This is a genomic window from Micromonospora sp. B006 (assembly GCF_003408515.1).
Classification (GTDB): Bacteria; Actinomycetota; Actinomycetes; order Mycobacteriales; family Micromonosporaceae; genus Micromonospora; species Micromonospora echinospora_A.
Genome location: NZ_CP030865.1, coordinates 2404368 through 2418683 on the forward strand (window position 1 = coordinate 2404368; position 14316 = coordinate 2418683).

15 protein-coding genes are annotated in these 14316 nt (G+C 74.2%); 3 read left to right on the forward strand and 12 right to left on the reverse strand.

All coding sequences use genetic code 11. The annotated features are described in order from the left end of the window. Nucleotides 1–166 precede the first annotated feature (166 nt). From MicB006_RS11515 to MicB006_RS11530, 4 genes are all read right to left on the reverse strand, one after another. Nucleotides 167–907: a hypothetical protein gene (locus MicB006_RS11515; RefSeq protein ID WP_192900230.1), complete on the reverse strand. Its 741-nt coding sequence runs from the start codon at nucleotides 905–907 to the stop codon at nucleotides 167–169. 210 nt (nucleotides 908–1117) lie between these two features. Then, nucleotides 1118–2218: a DUF3626 domain-containing protein gene (locus MicB006_RS11520; RefSeq protein ID WP_116505872.1), complete on the reverse strand. Its 1101-nt coding sequence runs from the start codon at nucleotides 2216–2218 to the stop codon at nucleotides 1118–1120. Between the two features lie 120 nt (nucleotides 2219–2338). Then, entirely contained in the window at nucleotides 2339–2968 is a 630-nt protein-coding gene (locus MicB006_RS11525; protein ID WP_073829419.1) for an MBL fold metallo-hydrolase, read from the reverse strand. After that, on the reverse strand, nucleotides 2965–4053 hold the full coding sequence (locus tag MicB006_RS11530) for an S-(hydroxymethyl)mycothiol dehydrogenase (RefSeq protein ID WP_073829418.1): 1089 nt from the start codon (nucleotides 4051–4053) through the stop codon (nucleotides 2965–2967). Before MicB006_RS11530 ends, MicB006_RS11525 begins: the two co-directional genes overlap by 4 nt. 139 nt (nucleotides 4054–4192) lie before the next feature. Here MicB006_RS11530 and MicB006_RS11535 point away from each other — a divergent pair, with 139 nt between their 5' ends. After that, nucleotides 4193–4606 carry a hypothetical protein gene (locus tag MicB006_RS11535; protein ID WP_116511364.1) on the forward strand — a complete coding sequence of 138 codons (414 nt, stop codon included), beginning with the start codon at nucleotides 4193–4195 and terminating at the stop codon, nucleotides 4604–4606. 32 nt (nucleotides 4607–4638) lie between these two features. Here the strand turns inward: MicB006_RS11535 and MicB006_RS11540 are convergent, their stop codons facing one another. The 5 genes from MicB006_RS11540 to MicB006_RS11560 form a co-directional block, all read right to left on the reverse strand. Then, the gene (locus MicB006_RS11540; protein WP_116505874.1) at nucleotides 4639–5919 is read right to left on the reverse strand and encodes a nitrate/nitrite transporter; all 1281 of its coding nucleotides are present in this window, start codon (nucleotides 5917–5919) and stop codon (nucleotides 4639–4641) included. Beyond that, complete coding sequence (locus MicB006_RS11545) at nucleotides 5916–6566, reverse strand: GntR family transcriptional regulator (protein ID WP_116505876.1); 651 nt, start codon at nucleotides 6564–6566, stop codon at nucleotides 5916–5918. The genes MicB006_RS11540 and MicB006_RS11545 overlap by 4 nt, the downstream gene beginning before the upstream one ends. 73 nt (nucleotides 6567–6639) lie before the next feature. Beyond that, a complete protein-coding gene (locus MicB006_RS11550; protein ID WP_116505878.1) occupies nucleotides 6640–7479 on the reverse strand; it encodes an alpha/beta fold hydrolase in 840 nt (279 codons plus the stop codon). Beyond that, nucleotides 7476–8474 (reverse strand): SDR family oxidoreductase, encoded by a 999-nt coding sequence (locus MicB006_RS11555; RefSeq protein WP_116505880.1) that lies wholly within the window; start codon nucleotides 8472–8474, stop codon nucleotides 7476–7478. Before MicB006_RS11555 ends, MicB006_RS11550 begins: the two co-directional genes overlap by 4 nt. Then, the gene (locus MicB006_RS11560; RefSeq protein WP_116505882.1) at nucleotides 8467–9957 is read right to left on the reverse strand and encodes an NAD(P)/FAD-dependent oxidoreductase; all 1491 of its coding nucleotides are present in this window, start codon (nucleotides 9955–9957) and stop codon (nucleotides 8467–8469) included. Before MicB006_RS11560 ends, MicB006_RS11555 begins: the two co-directional genes overlap by 8 nt. A gap of 114 nt (nucleotides 9958–10071) precedes the next feature. On the opposite strand from MicB006_RS11560, the gene MicB006_RS11565 reads away from it, so the two are divergent. Beyond that, complete coding sequence (locus tag MicB006_RS11565) at nucleotides 10072–10752, forward strand: TetR/AcrR family transcriptional regulator (RefSeq protein ID WP_116505883.1); 681 nt, start codon at nucleotides 10072–10074, stop codon at nucleotides 10750–10752. Here MicB006_RS11565 and MicB006_RS11570 read toward each other — a convergent pair. Together MicB006_RS11570 and MicB006_RS11575 are read right to left on the reverse strand one after the other, a co-directional pair. Further along, the gene (locus tag MicB006_RS11570) at nucleotides 10727–11182 is read right to left on the reverse strand and encodes a hypothetical protein (protein WP_073829411.1); all 456 of its coding nucleotides are present in this window, start codon (nucleotides 11180–11182) and stop codon (nucleotides 10727–10729) included. The two genes, MicB006_RS11565 and MicB006_RS11570, sit on opposite strands and share 26 nt — an antisense overlap. Next, nucleotides 11182–11658: a hypothetical protein gene (locus MicB006_RS11575; protein ID WP_116505885.1), complete on the reverse strand. Its 477-nt coding sequence runs from the start codon at nucleotides 11656–11658 to the stop codon at nucleotides 11182–11184. The genes MicB006_RS11570 and MicB006_RS11575 overlap by 1 nt, the downstream gene beginning before the upstream one ends. A 45-nt stretch (nucleotides 11659–11703) precedes the next feature. Between MicB006_RS11575 and MicB006_RS11580 the strand changes: the two genes are divergently transcribed. Next, nucleotides 11704–12732 (forward strand): YafY family protein, encoded by a 1029-nt coding sequence (locus tag MicB006_RS11580; RefSeq protein WP_116505887.1) that lies wholly within the window; start codon nucleotides 11704–11706, stop codon nucleotides 12730–12732. A 103-nt stretch (nucleotides 12733–12835) separates the two neighbouring features. Here the strand turns inward: MicB006_RS11580 and MicB006_RS11585 are convergent, their stop codons facing one another. Next, a complete protein-coding gene (locus tag MicB006_RS11585; RefSeq protein ID WP_116505889.1) occupies nucleotides 12836–14311 on the reverse strand; it encodes a PLP-dependent aminotransferase family protein in 1476 nt (491 codons plus the stop codon). Nucleotides 14312–14316: the final 5 nt, after the last annotated feature.

Here is a 14316-nt window from a genome sequence, read left to right on the forward strand (position 1 = left end):
GAACCGGACACCGCCCCACGAGCCCCCCACCGCCCCGTCGATCTTGGAGTTGTGGTGCCTCGCGAACCTCGGATATCGGACATCCTGGGCGCCACAACTCCAAGATCGACGAAGAAGCAGAAACGGCCGGGCCCCGAAGGGGACCGGCCGTTTCTCTACGGGTGGGTCACCAGACCTGCTGGACGATGTCCGCCGCCTGCTCCTCCCACTGCGCGTACGCGTACGGGTAGGCGGACACCTGGACCGTCTGCGCGGCGGTGGTCAGCGGCAGCTCCTGCCAGCCGCCGACGTTCTTCAGCGCGCCGAAGAACGCCTTGCTGGAGTACTCCGGGTCGGTGATCTGCTCGGACGTGCCCCAACCGGACGACGGGCGCTGCTGGAACAGGCCCTCGGAGTCGTGGTCGTTGTACGCGCCGAGGTGACCCAGGTTGTACAGCTTCGACTCCTGCAGGGAGGTGGCGACGCCGATCACGGCGCCCCGCTCCCCCACGCCCGTCTCCTTGGCCGCCTCGACGATGGCCTTGGCGTTGTCGAGCTGCGCGTCGTCGAGCGGGATGCGCGACTGCGCGCCCTCGACGCCGTGCGGCACGAGCTTCTCCTTGGCCGGGCGACCGGCCCTGGTCGGCACCTTGTCGCTGCCGGTGGTCTGGCCGGGCTTGACCGCCTCGGTGGTGGTCTTCTTGCCGGTGGCCAGGTCGATGGCGGCCTTGGCGCCGGCGTGCGGGCCGCTGGTCACGGGCGCGGCGACGGCGGTGGGGCCGACGGCCAGGCCGCCCAGGACGGCCACCCCCGCCACGCTCAGCACGGTGCGGCGGTTCTTGGCGACGGCGACGGTCTTCGTGACGGCGTTCTTCGCCACGGCGGTCTTCGCGATGGCGGGGAGCCATCGAGTGAAGTGTTGCTTCACGATGGTTGCCCTTTCGATCGTTACGACGCGCTCCGGAATGAGCGCCCCTCGGGGGACTACCGCCGGGTAGGTGTTTGGGTTCCGACGGTACGGGGGACACAACGAGCCCGCTCTGTCGGTCATTCCGGAAATGACGGGCAGCGCCGAGGCTGCGGTCCATGTCACCCGCGATTCCGGGCAGCAGGGTCGTGCTGCCGCGCAGCGGGACGATCAGGCCGGAACGCCGAACCGGACCAGGACGTGCCAGAGCTGCTTGAGGTGCTGGAGCGTGACCGCGGCCGGTCCCCGGTCGGCCCAGCGCTGCGGCTCGCGTACCACCGACGCGGCTGCGCGGCCGATCAGTTCGGCGTGCAGCGGCTGCCCCGGGCGGGCGAACTCGGCGTGCACGCGCGCGGCGAGCGGCGGGATGTCCGGCCCGCGGAACTCGGCGTCCACCCCGTCGACCGGCAGCACGAAGCCCGGGTGGTAGCGCAGCGCCAGCCCGTGCCGCCCGGCGATCCCGGCCAGTCGCCGTCCCACGTCCGTGTCCCGGAACGACGGGTCAACGACGAGCGCCTCGACGTCGCGGGCCAGGTTGATCTCGCCGTGCACCTGCGCCTCGATGTAGTCGTCCAGCGCGCGGCCGACCCGCCCGGACTCCCGTTCCCGGCGGCCCAGCAGCGTCCGCAGCAGCGCGCCGGTGTCCATGCCGGCCACGCCCAGGGCGACGCCGGTACCGGCGGTGGCGGTCAGCAGCGCCGCGAACACCGGCTCGAAGACGTCGACGGTGCCGAACTCGCTGGGCCCGATGTGGCTGTCACCGAAGCTGAACGTGGCCCGGGCCAGCGCCTCCGGGCGCAGCCGCAGGTGGCAGGAGCCGAACCGGGGGCACGCGCCGTCGGCGTGGTCGAGCAGGTTCAGGCCGCCGTACTTCGGGCGCTCCGCCGGGAGCGCGCCGGGACGCTGGTACGCGCCGCCGAACATCGCCTGCTCCCACACGTCCCGGTCGCCACCGGGGTACGCGGTCAGGCCGCCGTTGGAGACGCCGGTCTCGAACTGGCTGCGGTAGACGCCCTCCTCCTCGAGCGCCTCGACCACGGTACGGCCGTCGCGCAGCACCCGGTCCGGGTGGAAGTTCAGCGTCAGCCGCCCGTACCCGGTGATCGCGGCGAGGACCTCCTCGTACCGGTAGGTGGCCCCGGAGGCGGCGAGGTGCCCGGCGATGGCGGCGAGCGCCGCCGGGCGGTCCCGCAGCGCGACCTGGCGGACGTGGCGCAGCGCGGCGGACTGGGCGTCGGTGAGGGTGGCGACGGGCACGGGCCCGAGTATCACCGGACGCGACGTCGCGCGGCCACACGGTTTCCGGGACCGTCCGGAGCGCACGGGCCGGGAGACGCCGCGCGGGCCCGGACCGGACTGCTCCGGCCGGGCCCGCGCGGGTTTGGGTGGTCCTCAGTGGCCTCGGGCGATCCACTCGTCCAGGTGCGGCGCCTCGGCCCCGATCGTGGTGTCGTCGCCGTGCCCGGTGTGCACCACCGTCTCCGGGGGCAGCGTGAGCAGCCGGGTGCGGATCGACTCGACGATGGTGCCGAAGTCGCTGTACGACCGCCCGGTGGCGCCCGGCCCACCCGCGAACAGGGTGTCGCCGGTGAAGACCGCGCCCAGGTCGGGGGCGTACAGGCTGCACGCGCCGGGGCTGTGGCCGGGCGTGTGCAGCACCCGCAGCGTGGTCCCGCCGACGGTGATCGTCTGCCCGTCGGTCAGCTCGCCGTCCGGCGCGGTGTCCGGGTGCACCATGTCCCACAGCACCCGGTCGGCCGGGTGCAGCAGCACCGGCGCGCCGGTGGCCCGCGCCAGCTCGGGCGCGACCCGGACGTGGTCGTCGTGGGCGTGGGTCGCCACGATCGCCACCACCCGCCGGTCGCCGATCACCTCGCGGATGGCCGCCACGTCGTGCGGCGCGTCGAGGACGACGCACTCGGCGTCGTCGCCGATCACCCAGACGTTGTTGTCGACGTCGAACGTCTGGCCGTCCAGGGAGAACGTGCCGGAGGTGACGGCGTGGTCGACGCGGGCGGTCACGGGAAGACCACCACCGAGCGGAGCACGTCGCCGTGGTGCATCCGGTTGAACGCCTCCTCGACCTGGTCGAGGGCGATCTCCTCGGTGACGAACGCGTCCAGGTCCAGTCGGCCCTGCCGGTACAGCTCGGTCAGCATCGGGAAGTCGCGGCTGGGCAGGCAGTCGCCGTACCAGCTGGACTTGAGCGCGCCGCCGCGCCCGAACACGTCGAGCAGCGGCAGGTCGACAGTCATCTCCGGGGTCGGCACGCCGACCAGCACGACGGTGCCGGCCAGGTCGCGGGCGTAGAACGCCTGCTTCCAGGTCTCCGGACGGCCCACCGCGTCGATCACCACGTCGGCGCCGAAGCCGCCGGTGGCCGCGCGGATGGCCTCCACGGCGTCGTCCTCGGAGGCGTTGACGGTGTGGGTGGCGCCGAACTTGCGCGCCCAGTCGAGCTTGCGGGAGTCGGTGTCCACCGCGATGATCGTGGTCGCGCCGGCCAGGGCCGCGCCGGCCACCGCCGCGTCGCCGACGCCACCGCAGCCGATCACCGCGACCGAGTCGCCCCGGGTCACGTTGCCGGTGTTCATGGCCGCGCCGAGACCGGCCATCACACCGCAGCCGAGCAGGCCGACGGCCGCCGGCCGGGCCGACGGGTCGACCTTGGTGCACTGCCCGGCGTGCACGAGCGTCTTCTCGGCGAACGCGCCGATGCCGAGCGCCGGGGTCAGCTCGGTGCCGTCGGTGAGCGTCATCTTCTGCGTCGCGTTGTGGGTGGCGAAGCAGTACCAGGGGCGGCCCCGGCGGCAGGCCCGGCACTGGCCGCAGACCGCGCGCCAGTTGAGCACCACGAAGTCGCCGGGGGCCACGTCGGTGACGCCGTCGCCGACCTGCTCGACGATGCCGGCTGCCTCGTGGCCCAGCAGGAACGGGTAGTCGTCGTTGATGCCGCCCTCGCGGTAGTGCAGGTCGGTGTGGCAGACGCCGCACGACTGGATGCGGACCACCGCCTCGCCCGGACCCGGGTCCGGCACCACGATGGTGGTGACCTCCACGGGCGCGCCTTTGCGCCGCGACACGACTCCCCGGACTTCCTGGCTCACAGTGCCTCCCTTGTTGCGTGTTTCTGCACCCCGAACCTACCGCTGATCATGACGCGCGAACCAATGAAGCCCGCCGGATTGTCCTGGTCATGACCGGGTACCCGGTGTGCCGGTTCTACCAGGTGGGACGGGAGTGATCATGAGGCTGTCGCATGCGCCGCTGCGGGTCGCCATCGGCGCGTACATTCTGAACTCCGGGCTGGGCAAGCGGGGCCTGGAGGGTGAGGCCGCCGCGGGCATGCACGGCATGGCGGTCGGCGCGATGCCGCAGCTGCGGCAGATCCCGCCGGACCGGTTCGCCGTGCTGCTGTCGCGGGGCGAAACGGCGCTCGGCGCGGCGCTGCTCGCACCGTTCGTGCCGTCGTTGCTGGCCGGGGCCGCGCTCACCGCGTTCGGCGCCGGGCTGGTGCAGCTCTACCTGAAGACGCCCGGCATGCGCGAGGGCAGCAGCCTGCGGCCGAGCCAGGAGGGCATCGGGCTGGCCAAGGACGTGTGGCTGGTCGGCGCCGGGCTGACCCTGGTGCTCGACTCGCTGGTCCGCCACCGGCGCTGACGCGCCCGCGTACCGCTGATCCGCCCGCCTCCTCAGACGGGCGCCGCGGCCGTCGCGGCGGCCCGGTCGGCGGCGATCCGGCGGGCGGCGTTGCGGTAGCGCAGCACCTGCGCCGCGCCGAGCGCCCAGAGCAGGAACTGCACGGCGAACGCCCAGCGGAACGCGGACAGCGGCGGCGCGTCGTGGCCGGACGGCGTGGCCAGGTCGAGCACCAGGCCGACGGCCAGGATCAGCACGATCGAGGCGGCGAAACCGCCGACGTTGACGATGCCGGTGGCGCTGCCGATGCGGTGCACCGGGTTGAACGTGCGGGCGTAGTCGAACCCGATCATCGAACCGGGACCGTTGACCGCGAGCACCACCACGAGCGCCACCAGCAACGCGTGCGGCACCGGGCCGGGCCAGGCCAGCACCACCGCCCACATGCCGGCGGTGGCGGCGGTGATGGCGAAGACCAGCACCGAGCGGTGGAACGGGTAGCGGCCGCACAGGTGCGCGAGCACCGGCCCGCACACGAGCGTCACCATCGTCATCACGGTGAGCAGCCCGGCCGCCGCCGTGGGCGAGAAGCCCTGTCCCTGCACCAGGAACGGGTAGCCCCACAGCAGCGCGAACACCGAGCCGGAGAACTGGGTGACGAAGTGCGTCCACAGACCCAGCCGGGTGCCCGGCTCGGCCCAGGCCTCGGCGAGCTGGCGGCGCACCGTCGCGAGGTCGGGGGCGAGCGCGGTGGCGTGCTCGGCGTGCGGGGTGTCGCGTACCGCGACGAGGACCATCAGCACCACTGTCGCGCCGAGCGCGGCGGCCGTCAGGAACGCCGGGGTCCAGCCCGCGCGGTGCAGCAGCAGCACCAGGGGTACGGCGCCGAGCACCGCGCCGAGCTGGCCGACGGTGCCGGTGAGCTGCACCAGCAGCGGGTTGCGCCGGCCCGGGAACCAGAACGCGACGATGCGCAGCACGCTGATGAACGTCATCGCGTCACCGAGGCCGACCAGCACCCGCGCGGCGACGGCGGCCGGCACGTCGGTGGCGACCGCGAAGAGGATCTGCCCGGCCACCATCAGCGCGCCGCCGGCCAGCAGCAGCCGGCGTGAGCCGTAGCGGTCCAGCAGCACCCCGACCGGGACCTGCATGGCGGCGTAGACCGCCAGCTGGGCGACGGAGAACGTGGCGAGCGCGGAGGCGTTGATGTGGAAGCGTTCCGCCGCGTCGACCCCTGTGACGCCGAGTGAGCTGCGGTGGAACACGGCTGTGAGGTACGCGGTCAGCGCCACCGCGTAGACCAGGGCCGCGGGCCGGCGGGACACGCTCACCGCAGCGTCCCGAGCATCCGCGCGGCGGTGTCGATGTGCCCGGCGACCGCGTCGCGCCACGCCTGCGGGTCGTCGCCGTCGAGCGCGGCGAGCTGGCCCGCGTGCTCGGTCAGGGCCACCTCGGCCCAGCCGGGCGAGAGCCGGAAGCTCGCCTCCCCCATGCGCAGCTGCCGGTCGCGCAGCCGGTGGTAGAGCTCGGCCAGGATCTCGTTGCCGGCGGCCTCGACCACAGCGGCGTGGAACGAGCGGTCGGCGTCCATCAGCGCGCTGATGTCACCGGCGGCGTGCGCGCGGCGCATCTCCTCCAGCCACCGGGCCAGGTCGGCGCGCAACTCGGCGCGGCGCGACCACACCCGCTCGGCGGCGTGCAGCTCGACCAGCCGGCGGGCCTCGATGACGTCGGCGATCTCCCGGGCCGACACCGGCCGGATCAGCGCGCCGCGCTTCGGGTAGAGCTTGACCAGGCCCTCGGTCTCCAGCCGCAGCAGCGCCTCCCGGACCGGCGTGCGGGACACACCGGTCGCCTCGGCGATCTCGCCCTCGCTCACGAGCTGGCCACCCGGGTAGACCTGTTCCAGGATGGCCTGCTTGAGGTGCCGGTACGCCCGCTCGGCGGCGGACAGCGCGGTCCGGCTGGGATGCGTCATGTATCTAAGCTTGCTCCCCGGCTCGTCGCGCCGATCCGGCGCGGGTCCGGGCAGTGGCGAAGGCCACCCCGGGTCAGGCCCACAACTCCCGCAGCAGCGCCTCCACCTCGGCGGTCCGCTCGATCTGCGGCATGTGCCCGGTGTCCCGGAACAGGTGGCTGCGCGCGTGCGGCAGGCGGCTGCGGGCGTACGCCAGGTGCGCGGCGGGCAGGATCAGGTCGCGGTCGCCCCAGACGAGAAGCGTGGGCAGGTCGAGCGCGGCCACCGCGTCGAGCAGTTCGGCGCGCCACCGCGGCTTCACCCCGCGCCAGGTGCCCAGGTCGCGGACCAGCTCCAGCATCACCCGGGCGGCGTGCGGCTGCCCGGCGACGGCGAGCGCGGCGGCGATCCGCTCCTCGGTGACGTACGACGGGTCGTAGAAGATCGCCCGCTCGCTGCGGCGGACGATCCTCGGGTGCGGGCGCAGCAGCAGCCGCGCCAGCGGTCGGATCGCGAGCAGCCGCAGCGCCACAGTCACCTCCCGGCCGAAGCCGGCGCTGTTGAGCAACGCCAGGCTGGCCGCCCGCGCCGGCGCGTCGACAGCGAGGCGCATGGCGACCGCCCCGCCGAGGGAGTTGCCGACCAGGTGCGCCGGGCCGGTCACCCCGGCCACGTCGAGGAACCGGGCGACCGCGCCGGCCAGGGCGGGCAGCGTGTGCGCCCCGTCCAGCGGCGCGGAGCCGCCGTGCCCGGGCAGGTCCACCGCGAGCACCAGGTGGTCGCGGGCCAGCGCCGTGTGCAGGGCGGTGAAGTCGTCGAGGGTACGGCCGATGCCGTGCAGCAGCACCACGGGCGGGCCGTCGCCGCTGATCCGGCAGCGCACCCGCCGGCCGTCGACGGTGCGCTCGTCGGCCGGGGGTAGGACCACTGTCACGCCGTGCGTCCGGGTTCCGGCGCGGCCTCCTCGCCGGTCCGGGCGGACGGTACCGGCGCGTCGGCCCCGCCGATCGGCGCATCAGCCCCGCCGACCGGCACGCCGGCCTCGGTCTGGCCGGCGGGCGTCTCGGTCCGTGGCGCCGGCACCTCGGCGACGGCCGCCGGGCGGGGCGGGCGCATAACCAGGGCCAGCACCCGGCCGTAACCGGCGGGGGCGACCCGGGCCAGCAGGTCGGGCAGCTTCGCCGACCAGCCGATCAGCACCCGGCCGCGACGCCGCTGGGCGCCGCGCAGGATCGCCTCGGCGGCGGTAGCCGGGTCGATGGTGAGCAGCTTCTCGAACTGCCTGCGCCCGGCCTCGTACTCGGCCAGGTCCACGCCGCTGCCGACCCGGGCGCTGCTGGCGATCCGGGTGCGGATGCCGCCCGGGTGCACCGACGTGACACCCACGCCGTCGTCGGCCAGCTCGTGCCGCAGCGCCTCGGTGAAGCCGCGGACGGCGAACTTGCTCGCCGCGTACGCGGCCTGCCCGGCCGGCGCGATGATGCCGAACAGGCTGGAGACGTTGACCAGGTGCGCGCCGGGCTCGGCCTTGAGCGCGGGCAGCAGCGCGTGCGTCAGGCGGACCACCGCCCGGAAGTTGATCTCGATGACCCAGAGGAACTCCTCCAGGGTGACCTGGTCGAAGCGCCCGCCCAGCGCCACCCCGGCGTTGTTGACCAGCAGCCGGATGCGGGGATGCGCGCGGTGGATCTCGGCGGCGATCCGGTCGGTGGCCTCGGCGTCGGCGAGGTCGACCACGTGCGTCTCGACCCGCAGGTCCGGGTGCGCCGCCGAGATCGCGGCGGCGATCGAGGCCAGGCCGTCGGCGTCGCGGTCGAGCAGGACCAGGTCGGCGCCGCGCCGGGCCAGGCCGTGGGCCAGTGCCGCGCCGATGCCACTTGCCGCGCCGGTGAGCACCGCGGTGCCGCCGGGAAAGACGAGGTCACGCATCGGTTCCTCCCGAGGTGGCGGCGGCGGGCACGCCGGCGCGGGCGAAGCGTACGCCGTCGGTGAGCGGGCCGCGCCGCATCAGGCGTACGTCGCGGGGGTAGTTCTGGTGCAGCCGCCACGGCGCGCGCGGCCCCTGCTTGGGCAGTTGGTCGACGGCGCGCAGCACGTAGCCGGACTTCAGGTCGATGATCGGCGCCAGGTCGTCGGTGTCCGGGGCGAGCGGCGTGACGATCTGCTGGCCGGTGTCGTCGAGGTGGCGCAGCAGCCGGCAGACGTACGTGGCGACGAGGTCGGCCTTGAGCGTCCAGGAGGCGTTCGTGTAGCCGATCGTCATGGCGAAGTTCGGCACGCCGGAGAGCATCATGCCCTTGTAGGCCACTGTCGAGGCGAGGTCGACCTCGGCGCCGTCGACGGCCAGTGTCATGCCGCCGAGCGCGAGCAGGTTCAGGCCGGTGGCGGTGACCACGACGTCGGCGGGCAGCTCCTCGCCGGAGGCGAGCCGGATGCCGTGCTCGGTGAACGTGTCGATGGTGTCGGTGACCACGGACGCGCGCCCGGCGCGAAGCGCGGTGAACAGGTCCCCGTCCGGGACCACGCACAGGCGCTGGTCCCACGGGTCGTACCGGGGCGAGAAGTGCCTGTCGACGTCGTACCCGGCGGGCAGCCGGCCCTTCGCGGCCCGGCGCAGGAACCGCTTCACCACGCCCGGGGCGCGCCGGCTGAGCTGGAAGTTGGCGACCCCGAGCGCGACGTTCTTCCACCTGGCCACCGTGTACGCGGCCGTCGGGGACAGCCAGCGCCGCGCGGCGTCGGCGAACGGGTCGCGCGAGGGCAGCGCGACGACGTACGTGGGTGAGCGCTGGAGCATGGTGACGTGGGCGGCCTGCTCGGCCATCGCCGGCACGAGGGTGACGGCTGTGGCGCCGCTGCCGATCACCACGACCCGCTTGCCGGTGTAGTCCAGGTGCTCGGGCCAGTGCTGCGGGTGCACGAGCGTGCCGGCGTACCGCTCGACGCCGGGAAAGCGCGGCGTGTAGCCCTCGTCGTAGCGGTAGTAGCCGGAGTTGGTGAACAGGAACCCGCAGGTGAGGGTGACGTCCTCGCCGGTGTCGTCGCGGCGGGCGTGGACCGTCCAGCGTGCGGTGGCGCTGTCCCAGTCGGCGCGCACCACCCGGTGGTGGAAGCGGATGTGCCGTTCCACGTCGTACTCGCGGGCGGTCTGCCGCACGTACGCCCGGATGGAGTCGCCGTCGGCGATGGCCTTCGGGTCGGTCCACGGCTTGAACGAGTAGCCGAGGGTGTACATGTCGGAGTCGGAGCGGATGCCCGGGTAGCGGAACAGGTCCCAGGTGCCGCCGATGGCGCCCCGGGCCTCCAGCACCGCGTAGGTCTTGCCGGGGCAGTCGCGTCCGAGGTGGACGGCGGCGCCGATGCCGGACAGGCCGGCACCGACGATGAGGACGTCGACGTGGTCTGCGGCCATCGCTTCTCCCGTTCGCACCGGCGGTGGGGGGACCTTATCCATGGCCGTCGAGCGCAGTCAACACCGTGTCGAGCTTAATCGACAGGGTGTTGAGCGGGTGTAGCATCAGCCGACATGACGACCGCCCGTACGCCGGCCGGCGCCGCGCCCAGCCGCGGACGGCGGACCGGCCGCTCCACCGGCGACGAGCGGGAGACCGCGATCCTGGCCACCGCCGAGCGGTTGCTGCGGCAGCGCGCGTTCGGCGACATCTCCATCGACGACCTGGCGCGCGGCGCGGGCATCTCCCGTCCCACGTTCTACTTCTACTTCCCGTCCAAGGACGCGGTGCTGCTCACCCTGCTGGACCGGGTCACCGAGGAGGCCGACGCGGCGGCCGGCGGAGTGTTCGACCGGCTCGCCGAGGACCCGCGCGCCCGCTGGCGGGAGCTGATCGCCCGGTTCCACGCCACGTTCGGCGGGCACCGGGACGTGGTGCTGGCCTGCGCCCAGGTACGCGGCACCAACGCCGAGGTGCGGCGGCTCTGGGCCGAGGTGCTGGAACGCTGGGTCCGCGCGGTGCAGGCCGCGATCGAGGCCGAACGCGCGCGCGGCGCGGCCCCGGACGGGCTGCCCGCCCGGGACCTCGCCATCGCGCTGAACTCGATGAACGAACGCGTCTGGTACGCCACGTTCGCCGGGGACGGCCCGGCGGTTGCCGAGCGGGACGTGGTCGACGTGCTGCTCGACGTCTGGCTGACCGCGATCTACCGGACCACCACCCCGCCGGTCATGCCGTCCGCCGGAACTCCATGATCCAGTTGGTCTCCCAGGCGTGCCCGCCGTCGGTGGAGAACGCCTGCTCCCAGCGGCAGGAGACCGGGGTGATCGCCGACCAGAGGAACCGGCAGCGCACCGGGCGGCCCTCGTCGGTGTCGTCGGCGTGGAACTCGCCGACGCCGCCGGTGAACCGGCCCACCACCGGCGGCAGCTCCAGCACGCCCCGCGCGCTGTGCATCCAGTAGATCGACCACAACCCGGTCGACGGATTCAGGATGCGCACGCTGGAGCCGGAGAAGCCCCGGCTCGGGCAGCGCATCTCGTCGAAGCTGCCCGCGCCGTCGAAGAACGAGCGGGCCTCGCTGACGCCGGTGAACTCGTCCCAGTCGTCGCTGCCGACGTGCCGCTGCCGCAGGCGCCGGTTGGTCACGTCCCAGGTGCCGGCGAGGAAGTCGAAGTCTCCCATCAGAACCCCACCGGCCCCTCGGCCCGGGCGTCGGCCAGATAGCCCGCCAGGTCCGGCTCGTCCGGCGCGAGCACGTGCCGGATCCAGGCGGCGCGCTCGTGTTCCAGCACGCCAAGCTCCCAGACGCAGCCCACGCCGGGGCGGTCCAGGTCGACGAAGCGGGCCGGGTCGTCGTCCAGGCAGTTCAGCGCGGGCTGGCCGGCGATCGCGATGCGGCACTCGACCACGTTGTCGAAGAACCAGCTGTACGCCAGCAGGTACGCGCCGCTGTCCGCGCCCCGGTGCAGCACCGTCCAGCTCGCCGGCGGGGTGCCGCCGTCCGGCCCGGGCAGCAGCTTCGGCAGGTACGCGTACGCGGCGTCGACGACACGTGGTTCGAGGCGACGGTCCGGCTGGTCGATGTGGTAGCGCTTGACGTGCCGGCCGGCGACCTCGATCGTCCCCGGCACCGTCAGCTCCTTGTCGTGGAAAGCCATGATCGGGACGGTAGGGGCGGTCCCCTGACAGCTAGTGTCAGCAGAATGCGGGCCAGCCGACTCCTGTCCATCCTGCTGCTCCTGCAGGCGCACGGCCGGCTCACCGCCGCCGATCTGGCCGCCCGCCTCCAGGTGTCGGTACGCACGATCTACCGGGACGTCGAGGCGCTGCACTCGGCCGGCATCCCGCTGTACGGCGAGGCCGGACACGACGGCGGCTACCGGCTCGTGGAGGGCTGGCGGACCCGGCTGACCGGGCTGACCGCCGAGGAGGCCGACCGGTTGCTCTTCGCCGGGCTGCCCGGCCCGGCCGCCGAACTGGGCTACCAGTCGGTCGTCGCCGCCGTGCAGCTCAAGCTGCGGGCCGCGCTGCCCGCGCCGCTGGCCGACCGGGCCGCCCGGCTGGAACAGCGGTTCCACCTGGACACGCCGGGCTGGTACTCCGACGGCGACCCGTCGCCGTATCTCGCCCAGGCGGCCGAGGCGGTGTGGCGGGAGCGCCGGATCCGGGTGCGTTACCGCGGCTGGCGCGGCGAGACGACGCGCGTGCTCGAACCGTACGGGCTGGTGCTCAAGGGCGGGCGCTGGTATCTCGTGGCCGCCCGGCCGGATCGCGCCGAACCGGCCACCTACCGGGTCAACCAGATCCTCGGCCTCACCGCGCTGGACGAGCCGTTCGAGCGGCCGGAGTTCGACCTGCCGGCCTGGTGGCGCGCCCACGTGGTGGAGTTCCGGGCGGGCCTGCACCGCGACGAGGCGCGCATCCGGCTGTCGCCGCGCGGGTTCGCCCGGCTGCGCGAGGTCGGCAGCGACGTGGTGGTGGCTGCCGCCGAGGCGAGCGCCGGCCCGCCCGACGGCGCCGGCTGGGTGCACGCGGTCATCCCGATCGAGTCGCTCACCCACGCCCACGGCGACCTGCTGCGGCTCGGCGCCGACGTGGAGGTCCTGTCCCCGCAAGAGCTGCGCGCCCGCCTGGCCGAAACCGCCACCGCCCTGGCCGCCCTCTACCACCCCCCACCCCCGCCCATCCCCCCTCTCCCGCCCCTCCCGCCCTCCCCGCCTCTCCCCCGTTGATCAAGGAGTTTGTGCCCGAAATGATCTCCGTACCGGACACAAACTCCTTGATCACCGAGACGGGTGGGGGCGGCGGAGGGGCGGAGGGGGCGGGGTGGGTGGGTCAGGGGAGGGCGTGGAGGGCCTCGGCCACTGTGGAGAGGGCTCGGTCGATCTCGGAGGGCGGGGTGGCCGCGTATCCGAGGACCAGGCCGGACGGCTGCGGGCGCTGGCCGTGCCAGGACAGCGGGTGGACCTTGACGCCCCGGCGCAGCGCCTCCGCCGCGAGCACCCTGTCGTCCACGCCGCCGGGCAGCGTGACCATCAGGTGCAGCCCGGCGGCGGCGCCGTGCACCACCGCCCCCGGCAGGTACGCGCGGACCGCCCGGATCATCGCGTCGCGGCGGCGTACGTGCCGGTGGCGCAGTAGCCGCAGGTGCCGCTCCAGCGCGCCCGACTCCATCAGCTCGGCCAGCACGAGCTGCGGCAGCGCCGCGTTGCCCAGATCCGCCGTCCGCTTCGCGTCCACCACGTCGGCGTGCAGCGACGGCGGCACCAGCGTCCACCCGATCCGCAGGGCCGGCGCGAGCAGCTTGGAGATGCTGCCGGTGTAGCAGACCCGGTCCGGGGCCATGCCGCGCAGCGCCGGCACCGGCGGCCGGTCGTACCGGTGCTCGGCGTCGTAGTCGTCCTCCAGCACCAGTCCGCCGTCGCGCGCCCACCGCAGCAGCCGGCGACGCCGCTCACCGTCGAGCACCACCCCGGTCGGGAACTGGTGCGCCGGGGTGAGCAGCACGGCCGGCGCGCCGCAGCGCGCCAGCTCGTCCACGCGCAGGCCCCTGTCGTCCACCGGCACCGGCGGCGTCGCCATCCCGGCGTACGTCAGGTGCTGCCGCACGCCGAGCGAGCCGGGGTCCTCCACCGCGACGGTGCGCGTACCCCGCTCGTGCAGCACCCGCGCGAGCAGGCCGAGCGCCTGGGACACCCCGGCCACGACCACCACCTCGGCCGGGTCGGCGCGGATGCCCCGGTTGCGGGCCAGCCAGTTCGCGACGGCCAGCCGCAGCGTGGGCGTGCCGGTCGGGTCGCCGTAGCCGAGCGCGGCGGGCGTCGCCCGGTGCAGCACGGCCCGTTCGGCCCGCAGCCAGGCCGCGCGCGGAAAGGCCGCCAGATCGGGTACGCCCGGCGTCAGGTCCACCCGCGCGGGGGCGGCGCGCAGCGCCTCGAAGACGTCGAGGCCGGGCCGGCCGGCGAACACCTCCGGCGCTCTCCTCGGCTCGGGCGGCCGGGCGCGCACGGCGGCCGGTGTGGCCACCACGACGGTTCCGGCCCGGCCGCGCCCGGCGACCTGCCCGTCCTCGCCCAGCCGCTGGTACGCCTCGGTCACCACGCCGCGTGAGACGCCCAGCTCGGCGGCGAGCACCCGGCTGGGTGGCAGGCGGGTGCCGACCGGCGCCCGGCCGTCGGCGATCGCCGAGCGCAGCCGGGCGGCCAGCCAGTCCGCGCGACCGCCGGGCGGAGCCTCCCCGACGTCCAGCTGGAGGAAGTCCGCGCCGACCGATTTGGACCTCTCGGAAACGACAGCTTTGGCCCTGTCCACCGGAC